The sequence below is a fragment of the Serratia sp. 3ACOL1 genome (assembly GCF_003668775.1).
In the GTDB taxonomy this organism is placed as follows: domain Bacteria; phylum Pseudomonadota; class Gammaproteobacteria; order Enterobacterales; family Enterobacteriaceae; genus Chania; species Chania fonticola.
This window is the reverse complement of the sequence record NZ_CP033055.1, coordinates 5,469,844-5,486,134: the sequence shown is the minus strand read 5'-3', so window position 1 is coordinate 5,486,134 and position 16,291 is coordinate 5,469,844. Positions and strand designations below refer to the sequence as shown.

The window sequence follows — 16,291 nt, the reverse complement described above, 5'->3', positions numbered from 1 at the left end:
AATCAAGCGCCGTGCAGGCGTTTGGCGTCGATAACGTCGGGCAGTTGATTGAGCTTGGCCAGCACGCGGCCCAGCACCACCTGGTTATAGATTTCGATGTCCATATCGATGGTGGCCAACTGCTTTTTGGTGTCGCTGCGGCTGGCGACGCCCAATACGTTGACCTTCTCGTTGGCCAGGATAGTGGTGATATCACGCAGCAAACCGCTGCGATCGTTGGCCACGACGCGCACCACCAGCGAATAACCGCTGGAGTAGCTTTCCCCCCAGACCGCATCCACGATACGTTCCGGCGCGTGAGACTGTAGCTCCGCCAGTTGATCGCAATCCGCACGGTGGATCGAGATCCCGCGCCCCTGGGTGATAAAGCCGACAATGTCGTCACCCGGGATTGGCTGGCAGCAGCGAGCAATGTGGTGCATCAGATTGCCGACGCCTTCGACCACCACGCGGCCATTATCTTTGCTGCGGGCCGAGGTTGCCGGGGCTTTCTGCTGGGTCAGTTGGCGTAACGCTTCGCGATCCTGCTCCTCGGCGCTAGGCTTGTTGAGCTTGCCCTGCAGGAAGTTCACCATCTGGTTCAGACGGATATCGCCGCCGCCAATGCCCGCCAACACTTCATCCAGCGAGTTGACGTTATAACGTGGGATCAGCAGCTTTTCGGCTTCCCGCAGGCTGATACCGAGGTGTTCCAGCTCGTTGTCCAACATCTGCCGCCCGGCCAGGATGTTTTTATCGCGATCCTGCTTGCGGAACCAGTTGTGGATCTTGGAGCGCCCACGGCTGGTGGTGACATAGCCCAGGTTCGGGTTCAGCCAGTCGCGGCTCGGGTTCGGCTGCTTCTGAGTGATGATTTCAATCTGATCGCCCATCTGCAGTTGGTAGGTGAAGGGCACGATACGGCCGCCGATCTTGGCACCGATACAGCGGTGGCCGACGTCGCTGTGGATATGGTAGGCAAAGTCCAGCGGCGTGGAGCCGGCTGGCAGATCCACCACGTCGCCCTTCGGCGTAAACACGTAGACGCGATCGTCGAACACCTGGCTGCGCACTTCGTCGAGCATTTCGCCCGAGTCCGCCATCTCTTCCTGCCAGGCGATCAGCTTACGCAGCCAGGCAATACGTTCTTCGTAGCCGGAACGCGCCGTAACCACCGCGCCTTCTTTGTATTTCCAGTGTGCAGCGACGCCCAGCTCGGCATCTTCGTGCATCTGGCGGGTGCGGATCTGGATCTCCAGCGTTTTGCCACGCGGCCCGAGCACCACGGTATGGATCGACTGATAGCCGTTCGGTTTCGGGTTGGCGACGTAGTCGTCAAACTCATCCGGCAGATGGCGGAAATGGGTATGGACGATGCCTAACGCCGCATAGCAATCCTGCAGGCGCTCCACCACTACGCGCACCGCACGCACGTCGAACAGCTCGTCGAACGCCAGCGATTTCTTCTGCATCTTGCGCCAGATGCTGTAAATGTGTTTCGGGCGGCCATAAATGTCCGCCTTGATGCCTTCGATCTCCATCGCGCTATGCAATGAAGCCACGAAGTCATCAATAAACTGCTCGCGATCGATACGGCGTTCATGCAGCAGCTTGGCAATGCGTTTGTATTCATCGGGATGCAGATAGCGGAAGCAGAAATCTTCCAGTTCCCATTTCAACTGGCCAATGCCGAGGCGGTTGGCCAGCGGGGCGTAGATATTGGAACACTCTTTGGCCGCCAGCACGCGTTCGTCTTCCGGCGCATCCTTCACTTCACGCAGGTGGGCAATGCGCTCTGCCAGCTTGATCACCACGCAGCGGAAATCTTCCACCATCGCCAGCAGCATGCGGCGCACGTTATCGACCTGCTCGGAACCCATCGAGTCGTTGTGGGTGGCTTTCAGTTGGCGGATGGCGTCCATATCGCGTACGCCATGCACCAGGGAGGTAATGCCGGCACCGAACTCTTCGGTGAGGGTGGCTTCAGGAACGATCGCCGCGTCCACCAGCGGGAACAGCAGCGCCGCGCGCATACTGTCGTTATCCATGCTGAGGGTCGAGAGGATCTCCACCATCTCCAGGCCACGCCATAGCAGCAACGGCGCATCGGGATGGTCTTTCGTCTGCTGTTCACAGTAACGCCAGGTTGCGGCTAATCGCTCACCTGACTGCGGGTTGGGCAACCCCAGGCTGGCTATCCAGTCATCAAGCGCGAATTCACCCGCCGTATTCAGATGTGCAGTTCTTACCGCGACCATAACTTCTCCCTACTTTTTCCGCGACCCGTGGATAAACAGCGCCATGGATTCAAGATGCCCCGTGTGCGGGAACATATCCAACATCCGCACACGCGCAAGACGATAACCGGCGTCCAGCAACACTTTGCTGTCGCGTGCCAATGTCGTGGGGTTACAGGATATATACACCACGCGCTCTGGCGCCAGTTTTACAATATGTGACATCACCCCAGCCGCACCTGCGCGGGCTGGATCCAGCATCACCTTATCAAATCCCTGTGCTGCCCATGGTTGTCGCGCAACGTCATCTTCCAGATTTTCATGGAAAAAGGAGACATTACTGAGCCTATTCCTATCGGCATTATATTGCCCATTCGCTACCAGCGTGGCAACACCTTCAATCCCGACCACCGCCTTGGCCCGCTTGGCCAGCGGCAGGGTAAAGTTGCCCATGCCACAAAACAGATCCAATATGCGATCATTGGGCTCAATCTCGAGCCATTCAAGGGCCTGAGCCACCATTTGCTGATTTACCGCATCATTTACCTGAATAAAATCGCGCGGATTGAAGTCTAAGCGTAGCCCGTCAACCTGATAATACGGCGCTTCACCGCACAGTTTTTCCAGCCGATCGCTGTCCGGTGCCAAATAAACGGTGGTGCCATTTTGCTGGGCAAACTGCTGCAAAGCCTGACGATCGCCCTGCTTGAGCACATCCAGGTGGCGCAACACCAGCACCGGTCCGTTATCCGCCAACACCAGCTCCGCATGGCCCAGACGCTGCACGGCCTGCAAGCCGATCAGACATTGATACAACGGTACCAGCAGCCGTTCCAGTTCCGGTGCCAATACCGGGCACTGCTTCACCGCCACCAGATCGGACGAGGCGGCCTGGTGAAAACCCATCAGCAAACGATGCTGCTGGGGTTGCCACTGTAACCCCAGCCGCGCCCGCCGACGGTAGCCATATTGTGGCCCGGCAATCACCGGTTCCTGTTGCGGCGTCACCCCGGTTTCGCGGCAGATCAAGCGCCCCAGCGCCGCCGCCTTGCTTTGCTGTTGCAGCGCCTCGGAGACATGCTGCTGCTGGCAACCTCCGCACACACCAAAGTGTGGGCAGCGCGGCTCAACACGTTGTATGCTGCAATTTAACAGTTGCCTGAGTTGACCTTTGGCGAACTGTCGTTTGTCCTGCGTTAACTGGATTTCGGCCTGTTCCCCCGGTAAAACTCCGGGGACAAATACCGCTTTGCCTTCATGGCGCGCCACTCCCTGGCCAAATGGATCGAGGTCCGTTACCGTCACCGTGAATATTTGTGAAGCTTGCCGGGTCGTCACGCGGCGTTTCGGAGAGTAGAATTGCGCCATAATTATTGATTGTGTGTTGGTTAATTCAGCTTAAGATTAGCCTCCAATTCTCCCACATTGGAATCCCATGACCAAATACAGCTTGCGCGCGCGCATGATGATCCTGATCCTGGCACCGACTTTATTGATCGGTCTGCTGCTCAGCACCTTCTTTGTAGTGCACCGCTACAACGAGCTGCAGGAGCAATTGGTCGATGCCGGTGCCAGCATCATCGAACCTCTGGCCGTCGCCAGCGAATATGGCATGACCTTCCGCAGCCGTGAGTCGGTGCGGCAACTGGTCAGCCTGCTGCATCGCCGCCATTCGGATATCGTCCGGGCGATCACCGTGTTTGATGCGCAGAACAACCTGTTTGTCACCTCCAACTATCATCACAATTATACCCAGTTGCAGTTACCCAAAGGTGTGCCGGTGCCTACCGATATGATGCTGACCCGGCGCGGCGATTCACTGATCCTGCGCACGCCAATCCTGTCGGAGTCGCAGTTCCCGGACGAAGGCACCAGCGAGGAGGCACATCCCGACAGCAATCTCGGCTATGTGGCGATCGAGCTGGATCTGCAATCGGTTCGCCTACAGCAATATAAAGAGGTGTTCGTTTCTACCCTGCTGCTGTTGTTGTGTATGTGTATTGCCATTCTGTTTGCCTACCGCCTGATGCGCGACGTCACCGGCCCGATCCGCAATATGGTCAACACCGTCGACCGTATCCGCCGGGGCCAGTTAGATAGCCGGGTCGAAGGCTTTATGCTCGGCGAGCTGCAAATGCTGAAAAACGGCATCAACTCGATGGCGATGTCGCTGACCGCCTATCACGAGGAGATGCAGCAGAACATCGACCAAGCCACCTCCGATCTGCGTGAAACGCTGGAACAAATGGAGATCCAGAACGTTGAGCTGGATCTGGCGAAGAAACGCGCGCAGGAAGCCGCCCGTATCAAATCGGAATTCCTGGCCAATATGTCCCATGAGCTGCGTACTCCGCTCAACGGGGTGATCGGCTTTACCCGCCAGACGCTGAAAACCGACCTGAGCGCCACCCAGACCGACTATCTGCAAACTATCGAACGCTCGGCCAACAACCTGCTGACCATCATCAACGACGTGCTGGACTTCTCCAAGCTGGAGGCTGGCAAACTGATCCTGGAACACATTCCGTTCTCGCTGCGTGAAACGCTGGATGAGGTGCTGGTACTGCTGGCCCCTAGCGCACACGACAAAGGGCTGGAGCTGACCCTGGATGTGCAAAACGATGTGCCAGAGCAGGTGATTGGCGATTCACTGCGGCTACAACAGGTGATCACCAATTTGCTCGGCAATGCAGTGAAGTTCACCGAAACCGGCAATATCGATATCCGCGTCGAGCTACGTAACCAGTTGGAACGCCAAGTGGAGCTGGAAGTGCAGATCCACGATACCGGCATCGGGATTGCTGAACGCCAGCAATCGCAGCTGTTCCAGGCCTTCCGCCAGGCAGATGCCAGCATCTCGCGCCGCCATGGCGGTACTGGGCTGGGCCTGGTGATCACCCAGAAGCTGGTGAAAGAGATGGGGGGGATATCAACTTCCACAGCCAACTCAACCGTGGCTCGACCTTCTGGTTCCACATCACCCTCGATCTCAACGAAGGCATGTTGTCGCTGCCACCAAGTCTACCGGATTTGCGCGGTAAGACGTTGGCCTATATCGAAGCCAACCCAACGGCTGCCCAGGCAACACTGAATATGTTGAGCGTCACCCATTTGGTGGTAACCCATTCGCCAACCCTGGGGCAATTGCCGAAAAATCATTATGACTTCCTGTTGGCAGGCGTACCGATCCCTTATCGGGATGCTAACGGCCAGCATCGAGACAAGCTGCTGGAGTCGCTGAAACTTGCCGATCGGGTGATCCTGGCGGTGCCTAGCCAGTCGCAGATCGATGCCGAAAAAATGAAAAAGCTGGGCGCTATCGGCTGCCTGACCAAACCGATCAGCAGTAATCGCCTGTATCCGTTACTGCGTCTGGAGGCCCCGCTGCGTCAGAACGCGCCAAAGGTACATAGACGCTTACCGCTGACGGTGATGGCAGTCGATGATAACCCGGCCAACCTGAAGCTGATCGGTGCCTTGCTGGCCGAGCAGGTAGAAAAGACGCTGCTGTGCGAAAGCGGTGAGGAGGCCATCGTGCTGGCACGTGATAACGTGCTGGATATGATCCTGATGGATATTCAGATGCCGAACATTGACGGCATCCGCGCCAGTGAGCTGATCCGCCAGATGCCGCATCACAACTCCACGCCGATCGTCGCCGTAACCGCCCATGCGGTGAGCGGCGAGCGCGAACACCTGTTGCAGGCCGGCATGGATGACTATCTGGCCAAGCCGATTGACGAAGCCATGCTGACACGGGTGCTCTCCCGTTATCACACCGTCGAACTTGAACCAGAGGCAGCCCAGCTGCGTAGCCCAGCTGAACCACCGTTATCGCTGGATTGGCCGTTGGCATTGCGCCAGGCCGCCAATAAAGAGGATCTGGCGCGCGATCTGTTGCAGATGCTGATTGAGTTCCTGCCGCAGGTCAGCGATCGGGTAAAAGCCGTGCTGGAAGGAGAAGAGGACGACACCATTCTCGATCTGATCCACAAGCTGCACGGCAGTTGCAGCTACAGCGGCGTTCCGCGCCTGAAGCAACTCTGCTTCTATCTTGAGCAGCAACTGCGTCAGGGTGTCAGCAACGGTGATTTAGAACCGGAATGGCTGGAGCTGTTGGATGAGATTGAGCTGGTGGAGACGGAAGCGAAGTTCCAGTTGGGATAAGCTAGACGCCCCTCACCCTAACCCTCTCCCACAGGGAGAGGGGACCGATCGAGCTCGCTATTTGTTGCAGAAACTTACCTGACCATGGCACTAAACCAACCACCTTTTACCCAGCTAACAGATTAACACAGCACCTTGCCACAACTCCGAACAGCTCCCACATGCCAAAGAAAAGCATGCGGCTAAAAAAACCTTAATTAGTGTTCAATATTACTAGACCACATCATTTACCCAGCTAACAGATTGAGCACCGCACCTTGCCACAACTCCGGACAGCTCCCTCTCCCTACGGGCTGTCTCTTATACACAACTCGGCATCTTACTGTTTTTTATGGGAATTATTTCAAGCAAATCAATAGGGCACTCGGAAAAATTCTCTTTAAAATCAGCCTGCTATGTTTCTCAAATTACGGCCATTTGACCGCAACTTGAGATGTGTATAAGAGACAGCCCTACGGGAGAGGGTTGGGGTGAGGGGCGTCACCTTAACTAACCAGTACTCTGCTGCCCCTATCGCGTAACCTCTGCCTTGGCCAACTTTTCGTAATAACACGCCAGTGCGCTGTGATCGGCATTGCCCAGACCATCGGCGCGCAGAGCCTGCATCATTTCCATCACCGCAGCGGTCAGTGGTAGCTGTGCCCCCACGCCATGGGAGGTATCCAGCGCGTTGGCCAGATCCTTGATGTGCAAGTCAATGCGGAAACCCGGTTTGAAATTGCGATCCATCAACATCGGTGCCTTGGCTTCCAACACCGTGCTGCCCGCCAGCCCACCGCGGATCGCTTGGAATACCAAATCTGGATTAACCCCGGCCTTGGTCGCCAACACCAGCGCCTCGGACATGGCCGCTATATTCAGCGCCACGATCACCTGATTCGCCAGCTTGGTGACGTTGCCAGCGCCAATATCGCCGGTATGCACCACCGAACCTGCCATGGTTTTCATCACGTCAAAACAGCGATCAAACACCTCTTTATCGCCGCCCACCATCACCGACAATGTGGCATCGATCGCCTTAGGCTCACCACCGCTCACCGGTGCATCCAGCATGGCAATCTGTTTGGTAGCCAGTGCTTCGCTGATTTCACGGCTTGCCAATGGAGCAATAGAGCTCATGTCTATCAGCACGCTCCCCGCTTTGGCTCCCTCAATAAGGCCATTTTCTCCCAATGCCACTTCCCGCACCTGCGGTGAGTTAGGCAACATGGTGATCACGATATCACTCAGTGCGGCCACCGCCTTTGGTGTGGCGGCAACATCGGCACCCAGTGCGGCCAGTTCAGCCACCGCTTCGGCATTGCGGTCCATCACCACCAGCGAATAACCCGCCTGCAGCAGGTTTTTACTCATGGGTTTCCCCATAATCCCCAAGCCAATAAATCCAATTTTCATCCTGTACTCCTTATTCAACACCCTGTTTAAACCGATCGCACAAGGCCTGCGTGGCCGTGCGGAATACACCAAGATCGCTACCAACGGCCACGAACCTGGCTCCCCATTCCAGATAACGGCGAGCATCAGCCTCAGCCGGTGCCAAAATGCCACTGGCTTTACCGTGCGCGCTGGCACGCTCGAAAATATGACGGATCACCGCCTGCACCTCCGGGTGATTAGGCTGGCCGAGATATCCCAAAGCGGCGGAAAGATCCCCCGGCCCGACAAAGATGCCGTCAACGCCCTCAACGCCAGCTATCGCATCCAGGTTATCGACACCCTGCTGGCTTTCGATCTGCACCAGCACCGCAATCTGCTGGTTGATCTGGGCGAAATAGTCCGGCACGGTGCCGTAACCGTTGCTGCGGTGTGACACAGAGACCCCACGGATCCCCGCAGGGGGATAACGCGTCGACGCTACCGCCTGTTGTGCCTGCTCGGCACTTTCCACAAACGGGATCAGAAAGTTATAGAAACCGATATCCAGCAGGCGTTTGATAATCACCGGTTCGTTGCAGGGCGGGCGTACCACTGCGGCGCTAGGGCTGCCCTTCAGCGCCATCAGTTGTGGCACGAAAGTGCCTATGTCATTCGGCGCATGCTCGCCATCCAGCACCAGCCAGTCAAAACCAGCCAGCCCCAAGACTTCGGTGGAGATCGGGTTGGCAAGCGCAGACCAGCAGCCGATCAGGGTTTCACCCGCGAGCAACGATTGACGAAAAGGGTTATGGCAGCTCTTCATGAGATTTCCTCTGTAGACGGATTAACGCACCAGGCACGGGCGTTTGTTATCAAAGATCCAGCCAGGGATGAGGTACTGCATACCCTGCGCGTCGTCGCGTGCTCCAAGCCCGTGTTTCTGGTAAAGCTCATGGCCCTGCATCAAACGATCCCGATCCAGTTCGATCCCCAATCCTGGCCGTTGTGGAACCTGTACGCGGCCACCGACAATCTGCAGCGGTTCCCGCGTCAGCCGTTGGTTGCCCTCCTGCCAGATCCAATGGGTGTCGATCGCCGCAATGTTGCCCGGTGCCGCCGCGGCCACATGGGTGAACATCGCCAACGAGATATCGAAGTGGTTATTGGAGTGTGAGCCCCAGGTCAGGCCGAACTCATGGCACATCTGCGCAACGCGCACCGATCCCTGCATGGTCCAGAAATGAGGATCCGCCAATGGGATATCCACCGACTGCAACTGCAGCGTGTGCCCCATCTGCCGCCAATCCGTGGCGATCATATTGGTCGCGGTAGGTAGGCCAGTGGCACGGCGGAACTCCGCCATCACTTCCCGCCCGGAGAAGCCCTGCTCTGCCCCGCAAGGATCTTCGGCATAGGCCAGCACGTTACGCAGCTGTTTGCCGAGCACGATCGCCTCCTTCAGCGACCAGGCGCCGTTGGGATCGAGCGTAATACGTGCCTGAGGAAAACGCTGCGCCAACGCCGTGACGGCTTCGGCCTCTTCACTGCCCGCCAATACGCCGCCCTTTAGCTTGAAATCGTTGAAGCCGTACTTATCAAAAGCCGCTTCTGCCAGGCGCACAATGCTTTGCGGCGTCAGCGCTTGTTCATGACGCAGGCGATACCAGTCGCAGGCATCATCCGGCTGGCTCTGGTAAGGCAGCGGCGTTTTGTTGCGATCGCCGACATAAAACAGATAACCCAGCATTTCCACCGAGTCACGCTGCTGCCCATCCCCTAACAGGGCAGCTACCGGCACATCAAGGAATTGCCCCAGCAGATCCAGCATCGCCGCTTCAATGCCGGTCACCACGTGGATGGTGGTACGCAAATCGAAGGTTTGTAGGCCGCGCCCGCTGGCATCCCGATCGGCAAAGCGTTCGCGCACCCGGTTCATCACGTTCTTGTATTCCCCAGGGTTTTGCCAACCACCAGGGACTGAGCCTCTTCCAGGGTCTGGCGGATTTTCTCGCCTCCTGGGATCTCCCCTAGCCCGGTGTTACCGGCGTTATCCTGCAAGATCACGATATTACGGGTGAAGAATGGGGCGTGAGCGCCGCTGAGATTGAGCAGCATGCTGTCGTAACCGGCCACCGGAACAACCTGCATGGCAGTAATTTTTGGTGCTGTAGTCATAGAGATGTCCTCAAAATTGTGGGTTCAATTGCCAAACTCGCCGCCGTGTCACTGCCTGCTGGCCTTGGCCATCGGTTTCAGTTCGATACGCTTGATATCCCCCACGATGAACAGGTAGCTGGCCACCGCCAACAGTGCATGGATCCCGACGTAGACCAGCGCGCCGTTAAACGATCCGGTGGTACCAATGATGTAGCCGATGGCGATCGGCGTGACGATGCCGGAGATATTGCCGAACATATTGAACAGGCCACCGCTCAGGCCGCTGATCTCTTTGGGGGCGGTATCTGCCATCACTGCCCACCCCAGCGCGCCCAGCCCCTTGCCGAAGAACGCAGCGGCCATGATGCCCACCACCATCCACTCGGTTTCAACGTAGTTGCAGAAGATCATCGACATCGACAACAGCATGCCCAGCACGATCGGCGTTTTACGGGCGAAGGTCAGCGACTGGGTACGGCGCATCAGGTAGTCGGAAATCACGCCGCCGAGCACCCCACCGACAAAACCACAAATGGCCGGAACCGAGGCAACAAAGCCAGCCTTGAGGATCGACATCCCCCGCGCCTGCACCAGATACACCGGGAACCAGGTGATAAAGAAATAGGTCAGCGCATTGATGCAGTACTGGCCGATATAGACGCCAATCATCATGCGCGATTGCAGCAGCTGCTTGATCTGGAACCACTTCTCGCCTTTGACCTTCACCTGTGTGGCCTGTTTCTGATCCATATTGATCAAGGCACCGCCGGCTTCGATATAGTCCAGTTCGGCCTGGTTGATGCTGGGGTGGTCTTTGGGATTGTGCAGCACCTTAAGCCAGACAAAGCTCAGGATGATGCCCAGCCCCCCATAAAGAAGAACACGTGCGACCAGCCAACGGCATGCGTCAGCCAGCCCATGATCGGTGCGAAGATCACCGTGGCAAAGTATTGGGCCGAGTTGAAGATTGATACCGCCGTGCCACGTTCATGGGCAGGGAACCAGGCGGCGACAATCCGGCTGTTGCCGGGGAATGACGGTGCTTCTGCCAGGCCGACCAGGAAGCGCAGCGCAAACAGCGCTATCACGATGCCAAAACCGCTGAAGATATCCACGAAGCCTTGCAGCAAGGTAAACAGCGACCAGATGAAGATGCTCCAGAAGTAGACCCGTTTGGAGCCGAAGCGATCCAGTAACCAGCCACCGGGGATCTGGCCAATCACATAGGCCCAGGAAAACGCCGAAAAGATATAACCCATTCCAACCGGATCTAGGCCAATATCCTGAGCCATTGCGGTACCGGCAATAGAAAGCGTGGCACGATCGCCATAGTTAAATGAGGTGACGATAAACAGCATTACCACGATCCAGTAACGCTTATTGGTTCGCTTGATGGCACTGTTGGCAGCGCTGATAGTAGACATGGTGCTCTCCTGCATTACTATATTCATCCTGAAAAACCGCTAAAAATATCTCAGAACGAAAGGTTTAAATTAAATTGCAGCCTTTTTTGAGCAGTTCGATTAATACGGCATCGGCAATTTTTAAACGCATTAACGCTTGGTGGAGAAAAGTATAGGGAACCGGCTGCCGGGACTCATCGGGCAAATAACCCAATAACAGGGCTAATATGGCGGCTTGTTTATGGCGTATGCCCAATCGGGCGCGGGCTGGCTCACGGATCCCCCAGTTGCGTGAGCTATCTCACAGCGGATTAGCACAATGCCAAAGATTGACGCCCGGGAAACGCCAAATCTAGGTCATTTGCATAATGCCCGACACAATTGCGAATGTTATGCTTTTTGCTGAGCCAGTTTTTCGATTATTACCCACGGCATACATAAATCAGAGTACGTGAGGTTTCACTATGTCCGAATATGCAGTTGGCAGTATTAAAGCATTACCGCGCTATATTCAGGTTCATCGGCAAGATAACGTCGCCATTGTGGTTAATGACCATGGGCTGCCTAAAGGGGCAAGCTTCCCATGCGGTCTGACATTATTGGAACATATTCCCCAAGGGCATAAAGTTGCGCTGCAAGATATTCCTCAAAACGGCACTATTTTGCGCTATGGCGAAGTGATTGGCTTTGCCGCACGGGATATTCGCCGTGGCAGTTGGATTGATGAATCGCTGGTGCTGCTTCCTCCGGCACCCGAGTTGGCCAGCCTGCCACTCGCCAACAATGTACCCCAGGCATTACCGCCCCTGGAAGGTTATACCTTTGAAGGCTACCGTAATGCCGATGGCAGCGTTGGCAGCAAGAACCTGTTGGCTATCACCACCAGCGTGCACTGCGTGGCCGGTGTGGTGGATTATGTGGTGAAAATCATTGAGCGCGACCTACTGGTGAAATACCCCAACGTCGACGGAGTGGTGGGTCTGAATCATCTCTATGGCTGCGGCGTCGCTATCAATGCTCCCGCCGCGGTGGTCCCTATCCGCACCCTACATAATCTGGCGCTCAACCCAAACTTTGGCGGCGAAGTGATGGTGGTGGGGCTAGGCTGCGAAAAGTTGCAGCCGGAACGCCTGCTGCAGGGAACCCCAGATGTCCAACCCATTACCGTGGACGAAAGCCGGATTGTGCGCCTGCAGGATGAGAAGCACGTTGGGTTTCAGGCCATGGTGGCCGATATTCTGGCCGTTGCAGAGCAGCACCTGCAACGCCTGAACCGTCGCCAGCGGGAAACCGTGCCGGCCTCAGAGCTGGTGGTGGGGATGCAATGTGGCGGTAGCGATGCCTTTTCCGGGGTGACGGCTAACCCGGCGGTAGGTTTTGCTTCCGACCTGCTGGTACGCTGCGGGGCAACCGTGATGTTCTCCGAAGTCACCGAAGTGCGTGATGCCATCCACCTGTTAACCCCACGGGTCGCCGATCAACACGTTGGCAAGCGCTTACTGGAGGAGATGGCCTGGTATGACGATTACCTCAACCAAGGGCAAACCGATCGCAGCGCCAACCCTTCACCCGGCAACAAGAAAGGCGGTTTGGCCAACGTGGTTGAAAAGGCATTAGGCTCAATTGCCAAATCTGGCAGTAGCGCGATTGTCGAAGTGCTCTCCCCTGGTCAACGCCCCAGCAAACGTGGGCTGATTTATGCCGCCACTCCCGCCAGCGACTTTGTTTGCGGCACGCAGCAGTTGGCTTCCGGCATTACGGTGCAAGTGTTCACTACCGGCCGGGGAACCCCTTACGGCCTGACTGCCGTGCCGGTGATCAAAATGGCAACGCGCAGCGCGCTGGCTGAACGCTGGCACGATCTGATCGATATCAACGCCGGAACTATCGCCACCGGGGAGGCGACCATTGAGCAGGTGGGTTGGCAACTGTTTGAGCTGATCCTGGATATCGCCAGCGGCCGCAAGCAAACCTGGTCAGATCGATGGGGTTTGTTCAACGCGTTGGCGGTATTTAACCCGGCACCTGTTACTTGAGTGCAACGCCCCTCACCCTAACCCTCTCCCCAAGGAGAGGGAACCGAATGTGCCACTGTTTCACTTCTTAGCGGGACCTCGATCCCGTATTAGCTGGTGGTTTAATTACCGCGACACCTGAAGGTTGAGGCTGGCGGACAGCTAGGCTAGTCTTCATCCAGCTGTAACCCCACATACAGCAAGAGGCGAGCATCGAAATTGGCGAGGTTCAACCCAGTCAGCTCGGAAATGCGATTGAGACGATACTCCAGCGTATTGCGGTGAATATAGAGTGCCTTGGCGGTCGCGGTGGGCTGCACATTATTCAGGAACCAGGCATTTAAGGTACGCAATAACAATCCATTTCCGTCCATGGCCTTTAAACGCTCCAACGGCCGAGCCAGCTCATCCGCCTGCCAACCGCTACGCAGGCTGCCCAGCAACACCGGCAGCATCAGATCCTGATAATAATAGGCCCACCGCCCAGGCATGCGCTGCTTGCCAACGGCCATGGTGGTACGCGCAGTGCGGTAGGAACGCACCAGGCTGCCTGGGCCAATGAAATAGTTGCCGAGCGCAATACGCACTCGCAAACGGCTGCTTTCATTGATCCGCACCAGCAGATTCTCCACTCGCCGCCGGTGGGCCTCCGCATCCCAGCGCCCGTGGTGATTCAGCGCCGGTTTAAGTACCACCATCTCGCTGAGAGAAACAATGGCGATCAGGTTGTCACGTTCAGGTAGCGTCAGCAGCTCCTGTAACTGCTGCAACTCGGCCATGGCGCTGTCGACCCCCAACTGGCCGCTATCCACCTCTACTACCGCCGCGACGCGGGGTTGGTTGGGATCTATCCCCAAGCGGTGCGCCCATTCCATCAAGGCCGGTGACAACTCCTCCGTACGGATCAGGTTCAACACAAACTCTTCACGAAAGCGGCTGTCCTGCGCCAACAAACTCAACAATCGCGCCTGCTCCAGCATCATTTCAGCGGTCATGCAGACCAGTTCACCGTACTGCCGCAGTTGCACCGGATCGCCGGTCAGGCCGATGACCCCAACGATATTCCCGTCAACGTGCAACGGCAGATTAATACCGGGCCGAACGCCGTGCAAATGACGGGCAACGGCATCGTCGATAGCGACCACCCTGGCCTGAGATAGCACCAGCAATGCCCCTTCATGCAGTTCCCCCAGCCGCTCAGGGTCGCCACTGCCAATAATCCGGCCACGGTTGTCCATCACGTTGATATTGCTATCAATAATTTTCATGGTGCGAGCGACAATTTCCCTGGCTAGCTTGGCATCAAGATGATACTCCGCCATTGCGTCTTATCCCCGTCGGATGATAAACCAACGTTCAGCATACCGACGCGCCTCTACTGGCACATTGTGCAGATGCCCAAATGCGTTTTGGCCGGGCACAAGTTGTGTTCAAACTCACAGTTTTTAGCCATAAAAAAAGGCACGCCGTAGCGTGCCTCTGTAGAACAACGGGACAACATTACTGCATCAGCAGATACAGCGTCGAGTCACCACGTTGGATGTTCAACGCCAACACCGCAGGCTTGCTGTCGAGCACCTTACGCAGTTCGCCCAGGTTATTGATTGGCTGCTGGTTCACACCCATGATCACGTCGCCTTTTTTCAGCCCGATGCGCGCAGCGGCACTGCCAGGTTTCACCTTCTCAATCTTCACACCTTTCACTTTATCGGTGCTGTTGCTCAGTTCTGCACCTTCAATACCGGTGTAAATATTGCTGGAATCAACCTGCTCCTGGCTGCTTTGCTGAAGCGTAACGTCAATGGACACTGGCTTGCCGTCGCGGATAATGCCCAGCGCCATCTTGGTGCCCACCGGCAAGCTGCCGATCTCGGCACGGAACGACGCAAAGCTGGAGATGGCTTTACCGTTCAGGGTGACAATCACGTCACCGGCCTTGATACCAGCCTTGGCAGCGGAGGATTTCGGCACAACCTGGCTGACGAATGCGCCACGCTGGGCATCCACTTTCATCGCTTGCGCCAGCTCGGAGTTCAGCTCGGTACCCATAATGCCCAGCTCACCGCGTTTCACCTGGCCGTATTCCACCATTTGCGAGGTCAGGTTTTTCACCATGTTGCTTGGAATAGCAAAACCGATACCGATGTTGCCGCCGTCCGGCGCCAGGATCGCGGTGTTAATGCCAACCAGCTCACCATTCAGGTTAACCAACGCACCGCCGGAGTTACCCCGGTTGATCGCCGCATCGGTCTGGATAAAGTTTTCGTAGTTTTCAATGTTCAAACCGCTACGCCCCAAGGCAGAAACGATCCCGGAGGTCACGGTTTCACCCAGGCCATACGGGTTACCGATCGCCACGGTGTAGTCACCCACGCGCAGCTGCTCGGAATCAGCCATTTTGATCGCCGACAGGTTTTTGGCGTCTTTCAGCTGGATCAACGCGATATCAGAACGAGGATCCTTGCCGATCACCTTGGCTTCAAAGCGACGACCATCGCTCAATTGCACCGTGATCTTGCTGGCATTGTCTACCACGTGGTTGTTGGTGACCACATAGCCTTTTTCCGCGTTGATGATGACGCCTGAACCCAGGGCTTTAAAGGCTTCCTGGGTAGTTGGCCCACCCGGTGCGCCACCTTGGCACATTGGGGAACCCTGGAAGGGTGAACCATCCTGGCAGAACGGCGACATTTGCTGTACCGTTTTCGCATTCACCGCGGCACTCCCTTCCACGTTAATGCTTACCACTGAAGGCATCACTTTTTCCAACATCGGTGCCAGGCTTGGCAACGGTTGGGCGCTAGTGGAGGCAGAAGCCGTTTCTGCGGCATTGGCGGTAGTTACCGGACCCATTGCCAAACCAATACTCAAAGCCAGGGCGCTTAAAACCAGTGCTGTTTTTTTCATCTGTGTGTCTCTTAAAAGTCGTTCAATAGGAATAACGGGTCTTGGTGCTTAGTAAGAGCCTGCTGATTAG

7 protein-coding genes and 3 pseudogenes are annotated in these 16,291 nt (G+C 56.4%); 2 read left to right on the top strand and 8 right to left on the bottom strand.

Going from position 1 to position 16,291, the window contains the following annotated elements; genetic code table 11:
* Positions 1–2: 2 nt before the first annotated feature.
* The gene (gene relA / locus D9980_RS24920; protein WP_024529806.1) at positions 3–2,237 is read right to left on the bottom strand and encodes a GTP diphosphokinase; all 2,235 of its coding nucleotides are present in this window, start codon (positions 2,235–2,237) and stop codon (positions 3–5) included.
* A 9-nt stretch (positions 2,238–2,246) separates the two neighbouring features.
* A complete protein-coding gene (rlmD, locus tag D9980_RS24915) occupies positions 2,247–3,584 on the bottom strand; it encodes a 23S rRNA (uracil(1939)-C(5))-methyltransferase RlmD (protein WP_121608730.1) in 1,338 nt (445 codons plus the stop codon).
* Positions 3,585–3,651: 67 nt separating this feature from the next.
* Here rlmD and barA point away from each other — a divergent pair.
* Positions 3,652–6,383, top strand: a pseudogene (gene barA / locus D9980_RS24910) (two-component sensor histidine kinase BarA).
* A gap of 510 nt (positions 6,384–6,893) precedes the next feature.
* On the opposite strand, the gene garR reads toward barA, so the two are convergent.
* The 4 genes and pseudogenes from garR to D9980_RS24890 form a co-directional block, all read right to left on the bottom strand.
* Positions 6,894–7,778 carry a 2-hydroxy-3-oxopropionate reductase gene (gene garR, locus D9980_RS24905; RefSeq protein WP_121608729.1) on the bottom strand — a complete coding sequence of 295 codons (885 nt, stop codon included), beginning with the start codon at positions 7,776–7,778 and terminating at the stop codon, positions 6,894–6,896.
* A gap of 10 nt (positions 7,779–7,788) precedes the next feature.
* Positions 7,789–8,562, bottom strand: coding sequence for a 2-dehydro-3-deoxyglucarate aldolase (garL, locus tag D9980_RS24900; RefSeq protein WP_121608728.1), 774 nt, complete (start codon positions 8,560–8,562; stop codon positions 7,789–7,791).
* 21 nt (positions 8,563–8,583) lie between these two features.
* A pseudogene (gene gudD, locus D9980_RS24895) lies at positions 8,584–9,914 on the bottom strand (glucarate dehydratase).
* A 48-nt stretch (positions 9,915–9,962) separates the two neighbouring features.
* Positions 9,963–11,254: pseudogene (locus D9980_RS24890) on the bottom strand (MFS transporter).
* A 509-nt stretch (positions 11,255–11,763) separates the two neighbouring features.
* Between D9980_RS24890 and garD the strand changes: the two are divergent.
* Positions 11,764–13,335: a galactarate dehydratase gene (garD, locus tag D9980_RS24885; RefSeq protein WP_121608727.1), complete on the top strand. Its 1,572-nt coding sequence runs from the start codon at positions 11,764–11,766 to the stop codon at positions 13,333–13,335.
* Positions 13,336–13,481: 146 nt separating this feature from the next.
* Here the strand turns inward: garD and D9980_RS24880 are convergent, their stop codons facing one another.
* On the bottom strand, positions 13,482–14,636 hold the full coding sequence (locus D9980_RS24880; protein WP_065687055.1) for a CdaR family transcriptional regulator: 1,155 nt from the start codon (positions 14,634–14,636) through the stop codon (positions 13,482–13,484).
* A 178-nt stretch (positions 14,637–14,814) separates the two neighbouring features.
* A complete protein-coding gene (gene degP, locus D9980_RS24875) occupies positions 14,815–16,221 on the bottom strand; it encodes a serine endoprotease DegP (RefSeq protein WP_024483474.1) in 1,407 nt (468 codons plus the stop codon).
* Positions 16,222–16,291 lie beyond the last annotated feature (70 nt).